Below are 15,430 nucleotides of genomic sequence, written 5' to 3'. Positions count from 1 at the left end.
GCGCAGCCTGTCGTCGTGTCCGTGCCGCCGGGCGGAACATGTTGAAGTGCACGTAGCCCGCCCGTAACACTGGTGCGATCCAATGCGGTCCATGGAGACCGCGACTTCGCTGGTGATCATGCAACTCGCCGACTACTTGCGGGGGTTGACGCAGAGACTGGATCCGGGGACCGGCTGGTACGGGGAGTTCCTGCGCCGGGACCCGGAGGGCATGCGGGCCTGCCTCGACGGGCGGGCGATGGCGCCGTGGGACGTGGTGGAGTCCCTCCTCGCGGATCTGGAGGCGGCCCGGGGCGCGCAGTTCGCGGAGCGGGAGACCGCGTACGCGGCCCGGCTGCGGGCGGCGGCCGTCACGGCGTGGGACCGGCTGCCGGGCGGCGAGGCCGAGCTGAGGACGCTGCTGGCCGCATCGGCGGCCCAGCGCGCGGACTCCGAGGCGGCCCTGAGGCACCTCACGGCCCGGCTGTCCGCCACGACCGGCCCGGCGGAGGCGGAGGCCCTCTCCCGGGAGCTGGCCTGGATCCGCGACGACGCCACCCGCGCCACGTCCCGCCAGGCCGACCTGACCTCCCGCCTGGCCGCCATGGCGGCTCCGGAGGAGGCGCAGCCGGCCCCCGAGGACCCTGCCGGGCCGGGTTCCCCGCTGCCGGGCGGCCGGCCGGCCACGGGAGCCGCTCCCGGGCCGGACCGGCCGATGCGCCCGGCCTCCGTTCAGGAGGCTGCGGGCGGCGAGCCCTTGGAGGGGGTCCCGCGGCAGCGGACGCCCGAGGGCGGTCAGCGGCCCGTCGGGCGGGCCGAGGGGCGGTGGCTGCGGGGCGGGCGCCGCTCGGGGGGTGCCCGGTACGCCGGTTCGGCCGCCCCCGAGCCCCTGTCCTTCACCCTGCCCCCGGGCGCCGACCCGGGCGCGGCGGCCCCCGCTCCGAACCCGGCCCCGCGCGGAGCCCGCTTCGGCAGCATGCACCAGCCGCCCCCCACCGCCCCGGAGCCCGGGGTGCCGAGCCCGGCCGGGCACCCCGCAGCCGACGGCCCGACCCGGCCGGAGAGCGGAACCCGCGAGGCGCCCCCGGCCGGACGGGGCGGCCCGGAGCCGGCCGGGTTCCCGGGGGATCCCGCAACGGCCGGAACGTCCGTGCGGGGGCTCGTGGGGGAGCTGCTCGGGCTGCGCGCGCAGCACCGTACCGGCGAGGCGCACGCGCTGCTGTGCGAGGCCGCGGCCTGGCCCGCCGCGCGACTGCCCGCACTGGCGGCCGAGTTGAACCGCGCCGGGCTCGCGGCCGACTGGGCCACGCTGCTCTGGGAGGCGGCCTCGCTCCCGCCCGAGCACCTAGCCGCAGTCGCGGCCGCCCTCGGCGAGGCGGGCCGCGAGGCCGACTGCGACCTGCTGCTGCGCCAGGGCGCGGCCCGCCCCGCCGCCGAGATCGCCGATGCCGCCCTCGCCCTCGGCGCCGCCGGCCGGGACCGGGAGGCGCAGGCCCTGCTCGGCGCCTACGTCCGGCTGCACACCGCCGAGGAGTCGGCCGTACTGGCCCGCCACGACCCGCAGTGGTTCGCGCCGCGCCTGCTGCACGCGGCCCGCGCCCAGTCCGGCACCCGCCACCGCGACCTCTCCCACGCCCTGCGGGTGTCCGGGGTCACCGTCCACCAGGGCCTGTCGTCAAACTCCCGTCTGCCCGGGCGACGACGGGAGTTTGACGACGGGCCCTAGAGGGCCGGGACCCCTGCCTTCAGGAAGAACAGGCCGGCGATGCTCGCGTCCTCGTGGAAGGTCACCCGGAACTCCCCGGTCCCGCGCTCCATCCGCAGCGGCACGTCGACCACGGTGAACTCGCCGAGTTCGGTGTCCTCGGGCGCGCCGTGCGACCGGTAGCGCCCCATCTCCTTCTCGTAGGCCTGCCAGGCCAGGGCGAGGGCCTCCGCGGGCAGGAGCTTGCGCACCGTCGGGTCGAACCGGGCCGTCGCGGCGGTGAAGTCGCCGTCCACGACGGAGCCGAGGGTCTCGGTGGCGATCGTGTCGTACCGGGTGAGGTGCGGGGCCACGCCCGCGACAGGGCCGGCCGTCCCGGCAGGCACGGCCGACCAGGGCGTCCAGGCCGTCGTGGGGCCGCCGGCCGGCACCAGCACCCCGACGGCCAGGACGGCAGCCGCCACCGCCCGCACCAGTCGCCGCTCGCCGGCGCGCGCGGAGTCTTCGCGGGGCACCAGGACCACGGCCCTCTCCCACTCGGCGGGTCGCACAGCTCCATCGTGCTCCGCCCGCGGTCGCCACGCACGTCAGGGCGCCCGCTAACCGCTCGTGCGGTGACCGCAAACGACCGCGTGCTGACGTAACTTGATCGACTACTCCAACTGCGCATGGTGGTCTTGCCCCAGGCTGTGACGAGGCCTACGTTCTACTCCCTACGCACACCGTCTACGTGCGTAGAACCGGCGTTCCCGTCGCGAGGAGCAGCTCATGGCCCAAGTCGTCCGCGCCGCGCTGGTCCAGGCCACCTGGACCGGAGACACCGACTCGATGATCGCCAAACACGAGGAGCACGCCCGCCGCGCCGCCGCGCAAGGCGCGCAGATCATCGGCTTCCAGGAGGTGTTCAACGCCCCCTACTTCTGCCAGGTCCAGGAGCCCGAGCACTACCGCTGGGCCGAGGCCGTCCCCGACGGCCCGACCGTCCGCCGCATGCAGGACCTGGCCCGCGAGACCGGCATGGTCATCGTCGTCCCGGTCTTCGAGCTCGAAAGCGCCGGCTTCTACTACAACACCGCCGCCGTCATCGACGCCGACGGCAGCTACCTCGGCAAGTACCGCAAGCACCACATCCCCCAGGTCAAGGGGTTCTGGGAGAAGTACTACTTCCGCCCGGGAAACCTCGGCTGGCCCGTCTTCGACACCGCGGTCGGCAGGGTCGGCGTCTACATCTGCTACGACCGGCACTTCCCCGAGGGATGGCGCCAACTCGGTCTTGCCGGAGCGCAGTTGGTCTACAACCCGTCCGCCACCTCCCGGGGCCTGTCCGCATACCTGTGGCAGCTGGAGCAGCCCGCTTCCGCCGTCGCCAACGAGTACTTCGTCGCCGCCATCAACCGCGTCGGCCAGGAGGAGTACGGCGACAACGACTTCTACGGCACCAGCTACTTCGTCGACCCGCGCGGTCAGTTCGTCGGCGACGTCGCCAGCGACAAGGAGGAGGAACTCCTCGTCCGCGACCTCGACTTCGGCCTCATCGAAGAGGTCCGCACCCAGTGGGCGTTCTACCGCGACCGCCGCCCCGACGCCTACGGAGGGCTCGTACAGCCGTGACCAACCCCACCCCGCTCCACAGCCGCCACCGCACCGTCATGCCCGACTGGCTCGCGCTCTACTACAAGCAGCCCATCGAGCTCACCCACGGCGAGGGCCGCCACGTCTGGGACGCAGACGGCAAGCGCTACCTGGACTTCTTCGGCGGCATCCTCACCACGATGACCGCCCACGCCCTGCCCGAGGTCACCAAGGCCGTCTCCGAACAGGCCGGGCGGATCATCCACTCCTCCACCCTCTACCTCAACCGGCCGATGATCGAGCTGGCCGAGCGGGTGGCCGCCCTGTCGGGCATCCCCGACGCGCGGGTGTTCTTCACCACCTCCGGCACCGAGGCGAACGACACCGCCCTGCTGCTCGCGACGACGTACCGCCGCTCCAACCAGATCCTGGCGATGCGCAACAGCTACCACGGCCGGTCCTTCTCCACCGTCTCGATCACCGGCAACCGCGGCTGGTCCCCGACCAGCCTCTCGCCGCTCCAGACGTACTACGTCCACGGCGCGGTCCGCACCCGCGGCCCCCTCGCCCACCTCGACGACGCCGGCTTCACCGCCGCCGCCGTCGCGGACCTGGAAGACGTACTGGGCCAGGCCCGCGGGGGAGTGGCCGCCCTCATCGCCGAGCCGATCCAGGGCGTCGGCGGCTTCACCTCCCCGCCCGACGGCCTGTACGGGGCCTTCCGCGAGGTCCTCGACCGCCACGGCATCCTGTGGATCAGCGACGAGGTGCAGACCGGCTGGGGCCGTACCGGCGAGCACTTCTGGGGCTGGCAGGCCCACGCCCAGAACGGCCCGCCGGACATCCTCACCTTCGCCAAGGGCATCGGCAACGGCATGTCCATCGGCGGGGTCGTGGCCCGTGCCGAGGTGATGAACTGCATCGACTCCAACTCCATCTCCACCTTCGGCGGTTCACCCGTCACCATGGCCGCGGGCGTCGCCAACCTCGCCTACCTCCTGGAGCACGACCTCCAGGGCAACGCCCGCCGCGTCGGCGGACTCCTCCTGGAGCGGCTGCGGGCCGTCTGCGCACACGTGCCCGCCGTACGGGAGGTCCGCGGCCGGGGTCTGATGGCCGGCCTGGAACTCACCCGGCCCGGCACCGACCAGGCCGACCCCGACGCGGCCACCGCCGTACAGGAGGCCGCCCGGGAAGGGGGCCTGCTGATCGGCAAGGGCGGCGGCCACGACACCAGCGTGCTGCGCATCGCGCCGCCGCTCTCCCTCACCGTCGCCGAGGCGGAAGAGGGCGCCGAGATCCTCGAACAGGCACTGCGCAGCATCGAGTAGAGGGGGACGCACCGCACATGAGCATCCGCACCCTGATCCGCGGCGGCCTCGTCGTCACCGCCGCCGACGAACTGCACGCGGACGTCCTGATCGAGGACGGCCGCGTGCAGGCCCTCGCCGCACACGGCTCGGCGGCCGCCGACGCCTGGACGGCCGACCGGACGATCGACGCGAGCGGGAAGTACGTCATCCCCGGCGGGGTCGACGCACACACCCACATGGAGCTGCCCTTCGGCGGGACCTCCGCCTCGGACACCTTCGAGACGGGCACCAGGGCCGCCGCCTGGGGCGGCACCACCACCATCGTCGACTTCGCCGTGCAGAGCGTGGGCCACGCCCTGCGCGAGGGGCTGGACGCCTGGTACGCCAAGGCGGACGGGCAGTGCGCGATCGACTACGCCTTCCACATGATCCTCTCGGACGTCAACGAGGGCACCCTGAAGGAGATGGACCTCCTCATCGGGGAGGGGGTGACCTCCTTCAAGCTGTTCATGGCCTACCCCGGCGTCTTCTACAGCGACGACGGGCAGATCCTGCGCGCCATGCAGCGGGCCTCCGGCAACGGCGGGCTGATCATGATGCACGCCGAGAACGGCATCGCGATCGACGTCCTCGTCGAACAGGCCCTGGCGCGCGGGGAGACCGACCCCCGCCACCACGGCGAGGTCCGCAAGGTGCTCCTGGAGGCCGAGGCCACGCACCGTGCCATCCAGCTCGCGCGCGTGGCCGGTTCCCCGCTGTACGTGGTCCACGTCTCGGCGGAGGAGGCGGTGGCCGAGCTGGCCGCCGCCCGCGACAAGGGGCTGCCCGTCTTCGGGGAGACCTGCCCGCAGTACCTGTTCCTGTCCACCGACAACCTCGCGGAGCCCGACTTCCAGGGTGCCAAGTACGTGTGCTCCACACCGCTGAGGCCGCGGGAGCACCGGGCGGCGCTCTGGCGGGGGCTGCGGACCAACGACCTCCAGGTGGTCTCCACCGACCACTGCCCGTTCTGCTTCCGGGGCCAGAAGGAGCTGGGCCGCGGGGACTTCTCGAAGATCCCCAACGGGCTTCCGGGGGTGGAGAACCGGATGGACCTCCTGCACCAGGCGGTCCTGGAGGGGCACATCAGCCGGCGCCGCTGGATCGAGATCGCCTGCGCGACCCCGGCCCGGATGTTCGGCCTCTACCCGCAGAAGGGCACCATCGCGCCGGGCTCCGACGCCGACATCGTCCTCTACGATCCGCACGCCGAGCAGGTCATCTCCGCCGAGACCCACCACATGAACGTGGACTACTCGGCGTACGAGGGCAAACGGATCACCGGGCGCGTCGACACCGTCCTCTCGCGCGGCGAACTCGTCATCGACCGGCGCGAGTTCACCGGCCGGGCCGGCCACGGGGCGTACGTGCCCCGATCCACCTGTCAGTACCTGTAAGCCGCTCGGACCCGCAAGGAGCCATCCCATGGACTTCGGCCTCGTCCTGCAAACCGATCCGCCCGCCTCGCAGGTGGTCAGCCTCATGCGCCGCGCCGAGCGCAACGGCTTCCGCTACGGCTGGACCTTCGACTCCGCCGTGCTGTGGCAGGAGCCGTTCACCATCTACAGCCAGATCCTGGAGCACACCCGCAAGCTCCACGTCGGCCCCATGGTCACCAACCCCGGCACCCGCACCTGGGAGGTCACCGCCTCCACCTTCGCCACCCTCAACGACATGTTCGGCAACCGCACCGTCTGCGGGATCGGGCGCGGCGACTCGGCGATGCGGGTCGCCGGACGCAAACCCAACACCCTGGCCCGGCTCGGCGAGGCCATCGACGTCATCCGCGACCTGGCCGAGGGCCGCGAGGCCGTCGTCGACGGCAACCCGATCCGGATCCCCTGGATCCGGGAGGGCAGACTGCCCGTCTGGATGGCCGCGTACGGGCCGAAGGCCCTCGCCCTCGCCGGGCAGAAGGCGGACGGCTTCATCCTCCAGCTCGCCGACCCCTACCTCACCGAGTGGATGGTGAAATCGGTCCGGCAGGCGGCCGTCGAGGCCGGCCGCGACCCCGACGCGATCACCATCTGCGTGGCGGCCCCCGCGTACGTGAGCGAGGACCTCGCGCACGCCCGCGACCAGTGCCGCTGGTTCGGCGGGATGGTCGGCAACCACGTGGCCGACCTCGTCGGCCGCTACGGGGAGCACTCCTCGATGGTCCCCGACGAGCTCACCGAGTACATCAAGGCCCGCGAGGGCTACGACTACAGCCACCACGGCCGCGCCGGGAACCCGTCGACGGACTTCGTCCCGGACGAGATCGTCGACCGCTTCTGCCTGCTCGGCCCGGCCGAGGCGCACATCGAGAAGCTGCAGGCCCTGCGCGACCTCGGGGTGGACCAGTTCGCGGTCTACGACATGCACGACGCGAAGGAGGCGACGATCGACGCCTACGGGCAGCACATCATCCCGGTGCTGCGCGACTGACCGGCCTGCCCGCCCCCGCTCCGCGGGCGGCCTGCCGTGAGCAGCCCGGGCCCGGCGCGCATGCGCGCCCGCGGCCCGGGTAGGCGCCGTACGGAGTCACAGGTGGAAGGGGGCTCTCCATGAGTGCCACAGCGGAGGGCGACCGGTTCACCGTCGAGGTGGGACACGTGCCGGGGGCAACCGTCCTCACACTCGTCGGAGAGCTGGACCACGACACGGCCCAGCCGCTGCGGGAGGCGCTGGGAGCCGTTCAGGCCGAAGACGGCGAGCGGCTGCTGGTGGACTTCTCCGGCGTGGCGTTCTGCGATTCGACGGGACTGAACGTCCTGCTGCAGGGCCGGCAGGAGGCCGAGCGGGCCGGGACCACGATCGAGGTCGTGGGCCTGCGCCGGCCGGTCGAGCGCATGTTCCGCATCACCGGCGTGGACGAGATCTTCACCGTGCACGCCGACGTCACCGCGGCACTGGCGGGACGCCCGCAGCACCAGTAGACGCCCGCAGCACCACTAGCGGAGGCGCACAATGAGCGAGCGCCGTTCACCGGAACGGAGTCGTCGGGTGTGCGAGCTGGGCCCCGGGGACGAGAACGTCGTCACGCGGTGCCTCGACTTCACCCGGCGCGCCCTGACCGACTGGGAATGGCTGCCGGCCCGGGCCGGGGCCGATGCCCCCGGTACCGAGGCCGATGCCGACACCGGCGAGCACGCCGAGGACGTGCTGCTCCTGGTGTCCGAGCTGGTGGCCAACGCCCGGCTGTACGGCGGCGGGCCCAGTTCGCTCGTGCTCCTGCACACCGCCGACGGCCTGCGCATCGAGGTGACCGACCGGAGCTCCGCGCTCCCGGTGCGACGGCACCACACCCACCCCGCCCGGCCCGGCGGTCACGGACTGCTCATCGTGGACCGGCTGGCGCGGCGCTGGGGCGCGGAACTTCTGGACGGCGGGAAGCGCGTGTGGCTGGAGGTCTCCGCACCCCGCCGGACCGTCCGGACCGTCCGGACCGTCCGGACCGTCCGGGAGGAAGCGTGAACCACGACGACCGTCCCGGCGGCGGTGGTGCGGCAGCGCGTACCGCACCGCCGCCGGCGGGCTACTCCTCCGGCTCCGCCCCGGGCTCGGTGTCGGTCAGCAGCCCGGTCCGCAGCTTCGTCATGATCCGGCCGAGCAGCCGGGACACCTGCATCTGGGAGACGCCGAGCCGGTCGCCGATCTCCGACTGGGTGAGGTCCTCGCCGAACCGCAGCGACAGGATCAGCCGGTCGCGTTCGCCGAGGCCGGCGAGGAGGGGCTTGAGGGACTCCAGGCTTTCGATCAGGTCGTACGCGGGCTCTTCGACCCCCAGCGTGTGCGGCGCCGTGCCGCTCTCCGGCTCGTCCCCGGCGGGCCTGTCGAACGACCCCGCCGTGTATCCGTTGGCGGCCCGGCGCCCCTCGACCACGGCCGTGTCCTCGATGCCCAGGCGCTCCGCGACCTCGTGGTCGGTGGGATGCCGGCCCAGCCGCTGCTCCAGGACGTCGTGCGCCTTGGCGATGTCGAGCCGCAGTTCCTGCATGCGCCTCGGCACCTTCACGGCCCACGAGGTGTCGCGGAAGAACCGCTTCATCTCGCCGGTGACCGTGGGCAGCGCGAACGTCGCGAATTCGACCCCGCGCTCGACGTCGTACCGGTTGATGGCCTTGATCAGGCCGATCGTGCCCACCTGGACGATGTCCTCCAGTGGCTCGCTGCGGCCCCGGAACCGCCGGGCGGCGTACTTCACCAGGCTGAGGTTGAGTTCGACGAGGGTGTTGCGCACGTACGAGTACTCGGCGGTGCCCTCGGTGAGTTCGTTCAGCCGCCGGAACAGCGAGACCGACAGGGTCCGGGCGTCGGAAGTGCTGACTGCCAGCGGATCCTCGGGGATGTCCGGGGCGATGGCGCTGTACGCGGTATGGACGGGCTCCGCGGTGTCGCGGGAACGGGGTGACATGGAATTCCTCCGACGGATCGGTTCCGGCGCCTGGCCGGCGCATCGGGGCCGTCGTGGCCTACGAAGGGGATATACCCCCCGAAGGGCGGTCCGACCCGTCCGCGTGGCAGGCTGGAGCCAGCGAGGTCAGTCATGAACGATTCCGACCGGATCCTGGAAAAGCTGCTCGCGAGCCTCATCGCCGTCCACGACGGGGACCTCAGCGCCCGGCTGCCGGACGACGCCGAGGGCCTTCCCGGCGAGATCGCGGCCGTCTACAACCGGATGGTGGAGCGGCTGTCCCTGGTCACCTCCGAGGTCACCCGCGTCGCCCAGGAGGTCGGGGGACAGGGACTGCTCGGCGCGCACGCCCGGGTCCCGCGGAGCGGCGGCGTCTGGCGCGAGCTCACCACCGGTGTGAACAGCATGGCCGACAACCTGACCTCGCAGGTGCGCAACATCTCCCAGGTGGCGACGGCAGTGGCCCGTGGCGACCTCACCCAGCGGATCCGGGTGGACGCGAGCGGTGAGATCCTGGAGCTGAAGGAGACCATCAACACGATGGTCGACCGGCTGTCGTCCTTCGCGGAGGAGGTCACCCGGGTGGCCCGCGAGACGGGCACGGAGGGGAAGCTGGGCGGTCAGGCCACCGTGCACGGCGTGTCCGGCACCTGGAAGGACCTCACCGACAACGTCAACTCCATGGCCACGAACCTGACCAACCAGGTGCGCAACATCGCCCAGGTCACCACGGCCGTGGCCCGCGGCGACCTCACCCGCAAGATCGACGTGGACGCGCGCGGGGAGATCCTGGAGCTCAAGACCACCATCAACACCATGGTCGACCAGCTGTCCTCCTTCGCCGCCGAGGTCACCCGGGTGGCCCGCGAGGTGGGCAGCCAGGGCCGCCTCGGCGGCCAGGCCGAGGTGGCCGACGTATCGGGCACCTGGAAGCGCCTGACGGAGAACGTCAACGAACTCGCGGGCAACCTCACCCGGCAGGTACGGGCCATCGCCGAGGTGACCGGAGCCGTCGCCGAGGGCGACCTGACCCGCTCGATCACCGTGGACGCCCCCGGTGAGGTCGGCGAACTCAGGGACAACATCAATGCCATGGTCGAGTCCCTCCGCGCCACCACCCGGGCCAACGAGGAGCAGGAATGGCTCGGTTCGAGCCTGGCGAGGGTCTCCCGGCAGATCCAGGGCATCCGCGACCTGCCCGCCGTCGCCCAGCTGGTCATGCGCGAGGTGCCACCCCTGGTGAACGCCCAGTACGGCAGCTTCTTCCTGGCCCAGGAGGGCCCGGACGGCACCGAACTCGTGGCCATCGCCGCGTACGGCCTGCCCGACGGGCCGGGTACCGGCCCGCGGCGCTTCCGGATCGGCCAGTCCCTGGTCGGCGAGGCCGCCGCCGGCCGCCGGGCCATCACCGTGGACGGCCTGCCGCCCGGCTACGCGACCATCGCCTCCGGCACCGGCGCCACCGAGGCGACCACGCTGACCGTGCTGCCGATCGTCGCCGAGGACCAGGTGCTGGGCGCCGTGGAAGTCGCGGCCCTCCACCCGATGAGTCCCCTGCACCGGGACTTCCTCGACCAGCTCACCGAGATGCTCGGCGTCAACGTCCGCTCCCTCATCGCCAACGCCCGCACCGACGAGCTCCTGGAACGCTCCCAGCAGCTGACGGCCGAACTCCGCACCCGCTCCCACGAGCTGCAGGTGGGCCAGCAGGAACTCAAGCGCTCCAACGCCGAGCTGAAGGAGCAGGCGGCCCTGCTGGCCGACCGGAACCGCGACATCGAGCGCAAGAACCTGGAGATCGAGCAGGCCCGCCAGGAACTGGAGGAACGCGCCCAGCAGTTGTCGCGCACCTCCATGTACAAGTCGGAGTTCCTGGCCAACATGAGTCACGAACTGCGCACCCCGCTCAACAGCCTGCTCATCCTCGCCCAGCTCCTCGCGCACAATCCCGAGGGCAACCTGACCGAGAAGCAGGTCGACTACGCGACCGTCATCCACTCCGCCGGATCCGACCTGCTGCAACTGATCAACGACATCCTCGACCTGTCCAAGGTCGAGGCCGGGAAGATGGACGTCCACCCCGAAACGATCTCCGTGCGGCGCCTGCTCGGCTACCTGGACACCACCTTCCGGCCCGTCGCCGACGAACGGAAGCTGGAGCTCACCGTCGCCGCCGCCCCGGACGTCCCCGACGACGTGGTCGTCGACGAGGCCCGGCTGCGCCAGGTGCTGCGCAACCTGCTCTCCAACGCGCTGAAGTTCACCGAGGACGGCCGGGTGGCCCTCCACGTGGACCGGGCCGACCCCGAAGAGCTGCCCCCGACCCTCGGCGACCGCTCGGACGTGCTCGCCTTCAACGTCACCGACACCGGCATCGGCATCCCCGCCGACCGGCTGGAGTCCGTGTTCGGCGCCTTCCAGCAGGGCGATCCGGCGACCTCCCGGGCCTACGGCGGAACCGGCCTCGGACTCTCCATCAGCCGCGAGGTGGCCCGGCTGCTCGGCGGCGTCCTGACGGCCCGCAGCACCGAGGGCAAGGGCAGCCGGTTCACGCTGTACCTGCCCGCCCGCGACGGCCGGAGCGCAGCCGCATCCGTACCGGGGACCGCCGAGCTGCCGGCCGGAGCTCCGGCCGGCAGCGAAGGGCCTCCGGCGGACACCGAACCGGCCGGCCGGACCGTCCTCGTGATCGACGACGACGCCCGCAACGTCTTCGCGATGACGGAGATGCTCCAGGAGGCGGGAGTGCGGGTGCTGGCCGCGGACAACGGGGAGGCGGGGATCGCCCTGCTCACGGGCGGTGAACCGGTGCACCTCGTGCTGATGGACCTGATGATGGCCGGAATGGACGGCTTCGAGACCACCCGCGCCATCCGCGGCCTGCCCGGCCTCGACGGCCTCCCCGTCATCGTCGTCACCGCCAAGGCCATGCCCGACGACCGGGCCGAGGCACTGGCCGCCGGGGCGACCGACTACATCGCCAAGCCCGTGGCCCCCGAGGTCCTGATCACCAAGATCCGCGCCTGCCTGGCCGCCCAGGGCCACTGAGGGCGCCGGCCGTCCCACCCGGCCGGCCGGGAGGAACCGCGCGTCAGCAGACCCGCAGCGCCACGAGGCTGGTGTCGTCGTCCGTGTCGCCGCTGATCTCCGCCATCAGCTGGTCGGCCAGCTCGTCCGTAGACTCCGACCCGAGCCGCTCGGCAGCGCGCCGCAGCACCGCCAGGCTCTCGTCCAGCCCCTCGTGCCGCCGCTCGACCAGCCCGTCGGTGTAGAAGAGCAGGAAGTCACCGGGGAGCACCCGGGTCTCCTCCTCCGGGTACGCGGCCTCCGGAAGCGCACCGAGCAGGACGGTGTGCGGCGGTTCCAGGAAGCGGCCCCGCCCCTCCCGCACCAGCAGGGGCGGCAGGTGCCCGGCCGTCGTCCAGCGCACGGTCCGTGCACCGGGGTCGTACAGCGCGCACACGGCGGTCGCGGTCGGCTGGCCGGGCGCGCTCAGCGCCACCTCGTTGAGCCACCCCATCAGCGCTCCGGGCCCCGCGCCCGTGAAGGCCAGCCCGTGCAGCGCGCCCCGCAGGGCGGTCATCGCCGTCGCCGCGTCGATGCCGTGCCCGGCGATGTCACCGACCGAGACGAGCACCCGGCCGGACGGCAGCGGATGCACGTCGTACCAGTCGCCGCCCACCCGGTACTCCGCGAGGGCCGGCCGGTAGCGGGCCGCGATCTCCAGCCCCCGGAGCGTCTCCAACGGCGGCGCCTCCGGCTGGAGCGCCTCCTGGAGCCGGAGCACCACCTGGTTGCGGACCTCGGCCTCCGCCTGCGCGGCGGTGAGCCGGTCGAAGCTGGCGCTGAGGGCCACCTCGGTGTGGTGCTGCGCCGTGACGTCCTGGTAGACGCCCGCTATCCCGGTCGGCACGCCGCGGGTCAGGACCGGCTCGGCGGCGATCTGGATGCGGCGCGTCCCGTCGTCGGGACGCATCACCCGCAGCAGGGCCTGCGCCCCCTCGCGCCGGTCCACCAGCGCGGACAGCAGCTCCCGCAGGGCATCACCGTCCTCCGGGTGGACCCGTGGGCCGAGCATCCGCAGCGGCAGCGGCTCCGCTTCCGGCTCCATGCCGAAGATCGCGTACGCCTTCGGGCTCCACCGGGACCGGCCGGTCATCAGATCGTCCTCGAACCAGGCGATCCGGGCCAGCCGCCCCAGCACCCGGACCAGTGCCGGGCTCGTCTCTACGGTGTCCCACACCACCGCGGCCCGCTCCCTGGCCAGGGCCAGCACCTTCACGTGCGCCATGGACCCCGACTCGGGGGCCAGGCCGTCCTCCGGCAGGGCGGGCGCGAACTGCGGCCCGCCGCCGGTGGCAGCCGCCGCGATCAGCCGCACCAGGTCCTCGTGGGCGTACGGGAACACCTGCGCGGCCGGCCGGCCCACCGGCTCGTGGACCCCGCCGATGGCCCTGAGGGCAGCCGCATTGACGTACTCGACGACCTGCGGGCCGTGCGCAGCCGCCCCCACGACCGCCGCGGGCTGCTCCAGCAGGTCCAGCACTGCGGACAGCCCGCGCGGGCCGTCCTCCTCGTCCCGGGCCCAGTCCACGACCCGTCCCGCGGGCTCCGCCAGATCGGCGAACTCCCTGCGCAGGTCCTCGTCCAGCGACACCGGCCCCTCCCACGCGGCGAGGAGCAGCCCGGCCGTACCGCCCGCCCGCCGGACGGGGAAGAGCACCCGCGCGCCCTTCGGCTCGGCACCCGGCAGCCGGGACCCGGCCGTCCCGGCGAGCCCGGTCACCGCCGTGCCGTCCGGCAGCCACACGGGCAGCCCCCCTTGCAGCGCCCGGTGCAGCGGTCCGTCGCACTCGGGCGGCACCCACTGCCAGTGGGCGGCCTCCGGCCGGCTCGCACCGGCCTGCCCGACCAGCTCCAGGCAGCCCGTCTCGGTGCGCCGCCACAGGAAGACCGCCCGGACGCCCAGGGGGCGCAGACCGCCCTCCAGCAGGGTGTCCAGGGCCTCGCCGACACTGTCCGAGGCGAGCACGGCCGCCGTGCCGCGACGGGCCCGGCGCGCCTCGGACACCACACCGGGCGGCCCGTCCGGGACCTCGACGACATGGCTGCCGGTGGCGGCGTTGACGATGTCGGCGGCGGTGTCCACGGCCCCGAGCCCGGTGGACACCGCCAGGTGCACCAGGTGGTCGGCGGCCTCGTCCGGCGGGATGGACAGCTGCGCCGAGAGCGCCCCGGTGGCGAGGTCGAGCAGCCGCCGACGGGCCCGGTCCGCGTGGAGGGCCGTGATCTCGGCGGTCAGATCGGCGACGGCAGCGGCCAGCGCGCTGCCGGAGGGGACACCGGGCGGGGCGGGCTGTGCCATGACATCACCTCCACAGCCGTGTCCCCGTCGATGCGTCTGCCCCGGCCCTCCGGGGCCAAACGGTTCACGGGGAGTACACCCGGTGTCCGGCCGGCCGCCGGAATCGGCGGTGGGGTTTGTCGTCCGGGCGTGCTTTGCTGGGGGCATGATCAATGAGTTCCTGGCCAAGAGCCTGTCCGATGTGGAAGAAGCCGTCCGCAAGGCGGCGGCGGTCGAGATCATGCCGAGGTTCCGGCTGTTGGCCGAGGACGAGGTCGACCAGAAGAGCGGCCCGCACGACCTGGTCACCGTCGCCGACCGGAAGGCCGAGGAGCACCTGACGGCCTCCCTCACCCGGCTGCTGCCGGGCTCCGTCGTGGTCGGCGAGGAGGCCGTGCACGCCGACCCGGCGGTGTACGGGGCGCTGCGCGGGGACGCCCCGGTGTGGATCGTGGACCCGGTCGACGGCACCCGCCAGTTCGTCGAGGGCGACGCCGCCTTCTGCACCCTCGTCGCGCTCGCCCACCACGGGGAGATCCTCGCCTCCTGGACCTTCGCCCCCGCCCTCGACGAGCTGGCCACCGCCGTGCGCGGCGAGGGCTCGTACGTCAACGGCGAGCGGATCCGCAGCGGTTCGCCCGAACCGGGCGCCGAACTGCGCGTCGCCATGGCCCACCCGCTGTACACCTCCGACGAGCACAAGCGGATCCTCTCGCGGCTGGACGTGCCCGGCGTCGCGGCCCGGCCGTGCGGTTCGGCGGGCCTGGAGTACCTGAAGGTGGCCCGCGGCGAGATGGACGCCCTGGCCTTCACCTGGCCCTCGGCCTGGGACCACGCGGCCGGTCTGCTGCTGGTCACCGAGGCGGGCGGGACGCACAGCACCGTCGACGGGGTTCCCTTCCGGGTGGACCGGGACAACGCGCTGCCCTTCGCGGTCGGCCGCGACGAGGCCACCACCGTCCGCATCCGGGACCTCCTGCGCTCGGAATAGCCGGTACGCACGCCGCCCGCCGGGGCCGCCGCAGTCCCGGCGGCCGACGCGGGCGCAATATCCTGGAGGCGCAGGCGCCGCCGGACGAAGG

At 73.0% G+C, this 15,430-nt stretch carries 12 protein-coding genes; 9 read left to right on the top strand and 3 right to left on the bottom strand.

Going from position 1 to position 15,430, the window contains the following annotated elements:
- Nucleotides 1-91 precede the first annotated feature (91 nt).
- Nucleotides 92-1,705, top strand: a complete 1,614-nt coding sequence (locus ACIGFK_RS23635) for a hypothetical protein (protein ID WP_400053451.1) — start codon at nt 92-94, stop codon at nt 1,703-1,705.
- Here the strand turns inward: ACIGFK_RS23635 and ACIGFK_RS23630 are convergent.
- Nucleotides 1,702-2,235, bottom strand: a complete 534-nt coding sequence (locus tag ACIGFK_RS23630) for a DUF3887 domain-containing protein (protein WP_400053450.1) — start codon at nt 2,233-2,235, stop codon at nt 1,702-1,704. The genes ACIGFK_RS23635 and ACIGFK_RS23630 overlap by 4 nt on opposite strands.
- Before the next feature lie 217 nt (nt 2,236-2,452).
- Here ACIGFK_RS23630 and ACIGFK_RS23625 point away from each other — a divergent pair, with 217 nt between their 5' ends.
- The 6 genes from ACIGFK_RS23625 (at nt 2,453) to ACIGFK_RS23600 (ending at nt 8,064) form a co-directional block, all read left to right on the top strand.
- Nucleotides 2,453-3,295 (top strand): nitrilase-related carbon-nitrogen hydrolase, encoded by an 843-nt coding sequence (locus ACIGFK_RS23625; protein ID WP_376656798.1) that lies wholly within the window; start codon nt 2,453-2,455, stop codon nt 3,293-3,295.
- A gap of 38 nt (nt 3,296-3,333) precedes the next feature.
- The gene (locus ACIGFK_RS23620; RefSeq protein WP_376656832.1) at nt 3,334-4,587 is read left to right on the top strand and encodes an aspartate aminotransferase family protein; all 1,254 of its coding nucleotides are present in this window, start codon (nt 3,334-3,336) and stop codon (nt 4,585-4,587) included.
- Between the two features lie 17 nt (nt 4,588-4,604).
- Complete coding sequence (gene hydA / locus ACIGFK_RS23615; RefSeq protein ID WP_400053449.1) at nt 4,605-6,005, top strand: dihydropyrimidinase; 1,401 nt, start codon at nt 4,605-4,607, stop codon at nt 6,003-6,005.
- Nucleotides 6,006-6,033: 28 nt separating this feature from the next.
- Entirely contained in the window at nt 6,034-7,035 is a 1,002-nt protein-coding gene (locus ACIGFK_RS23610; RefSeq protein WP_386464148.1) for a TIGR03842 family LLM class F420-dependent oxidoreductase, read from the top strand.
- A 119-nt stretch (nt 7,036-7,154) separates the two neighbouring features.
- On the top strand, nt 7,155-7,526 hold the full coding sequence (locus tag ACIGFK_RS23605) for an STAS domain-containing protein (RefSeq protein WP_376656801.1): 372 nt from the start codon (nt 7,155-7,157) through the stop codon (nt 7,524-7,526).
- A 67-nt stretch (nt 7,527-7,593) separates the two neighbouring features.
- Nucleotides 7,594-8,064 (top strand): ATP-binding protein, encoded by a 471-nt coding sequence (locus ACIGFK_RS23600; RefSeq protein ID WP_400053446.1) that lies wholly within the window; start codon nt 7,594-7,596, stop codon nt 8,062-8,064.
- 61 nt (nt 8,065-8,125) lie between these two features.
- Here ACIGFK_RS23600 and ACIGFK_RS23595 read toward each other — a convergent pair whose 3' ends face one another.
- Entirely contained in the window at nt 8,126-9,004 is an 879-nt protein-coding gene (locus ACIGFK_RS23595; protein ID WP_376656803.1) for a SigB/SigF/SigG family RNA polymerase sigma factor, read from the bottom strand.
- A 132-nt stretch (nt 9,005-9,136) separates the two neighbouring features.
- Between ACIGFK_RS23595 and ACIGFK_RS23590 the strand changes: the two genes are divergently transcribed.
- Nucleotides 9,137-12,052 (top strand): HAMP domain-containing protein, encoded by a 2,916-nt coding sequence (locus ACIGFK_RS23590; protein ID WP_400053444.1) that lies wholly within the window; start codon nt 9,137-9,139, stop codon nt 12,050-12,052.
- Nucleotides 12,053-12,095: 43 nt separating this feature from the next.
- Here the strand turns inward: ACIGFK_RS23590 and ACIGFK_RS23585 are convergent, their stop codons facing one another.
- Nucleotides 12,096-14,369 carry a SpoIIE family protein phosphatase gene (locus tag ACIGFK_RS23585; RefSeq protein ID WP_400053442.1) on the bottom strand — a complete coding sequence of 758 codons (2,274 nt, stop codon included), beginning with the start codon at nt 14,367-14,369 and terminating at the stop codon, nt 12,096-12,098.
- A 145-nt stretch (nt 14,370-14,514) separates the two neighbouring features.
- Here ACIGFK_RS23585 and ACIGFK_RS23580 point away from each other — a divergent pair, with 145 nt between their 5' ends.
- Nucleotides 14,515-15,339, top strand: a complete 825-nt coding sequence (locus tag ACIGFK_RS23580; RefSeq protein ID WP_376656806.1) for an inositol monophosphatase family protein — start codon at nt 14,515-14,517, stop codon at nt 15,337-15,339.
- Nucleotides 15,340-15,430 lie beyond the last annotated feature (91 nt).

This window comes from Streptomyces sp. NPDC085524 (genome assembly GCF_044541755.1).
GTDB lineage: Bacteria > Actinomycetota > Actinomycetes > Streptomycetales > Streptomycetaceae > Streptomyces.
The sequence above is the reverse complement of the archived record's forward strand: the minus strand, read 5'-3'. Positions and strand labels throughout refer to the sequence as shown.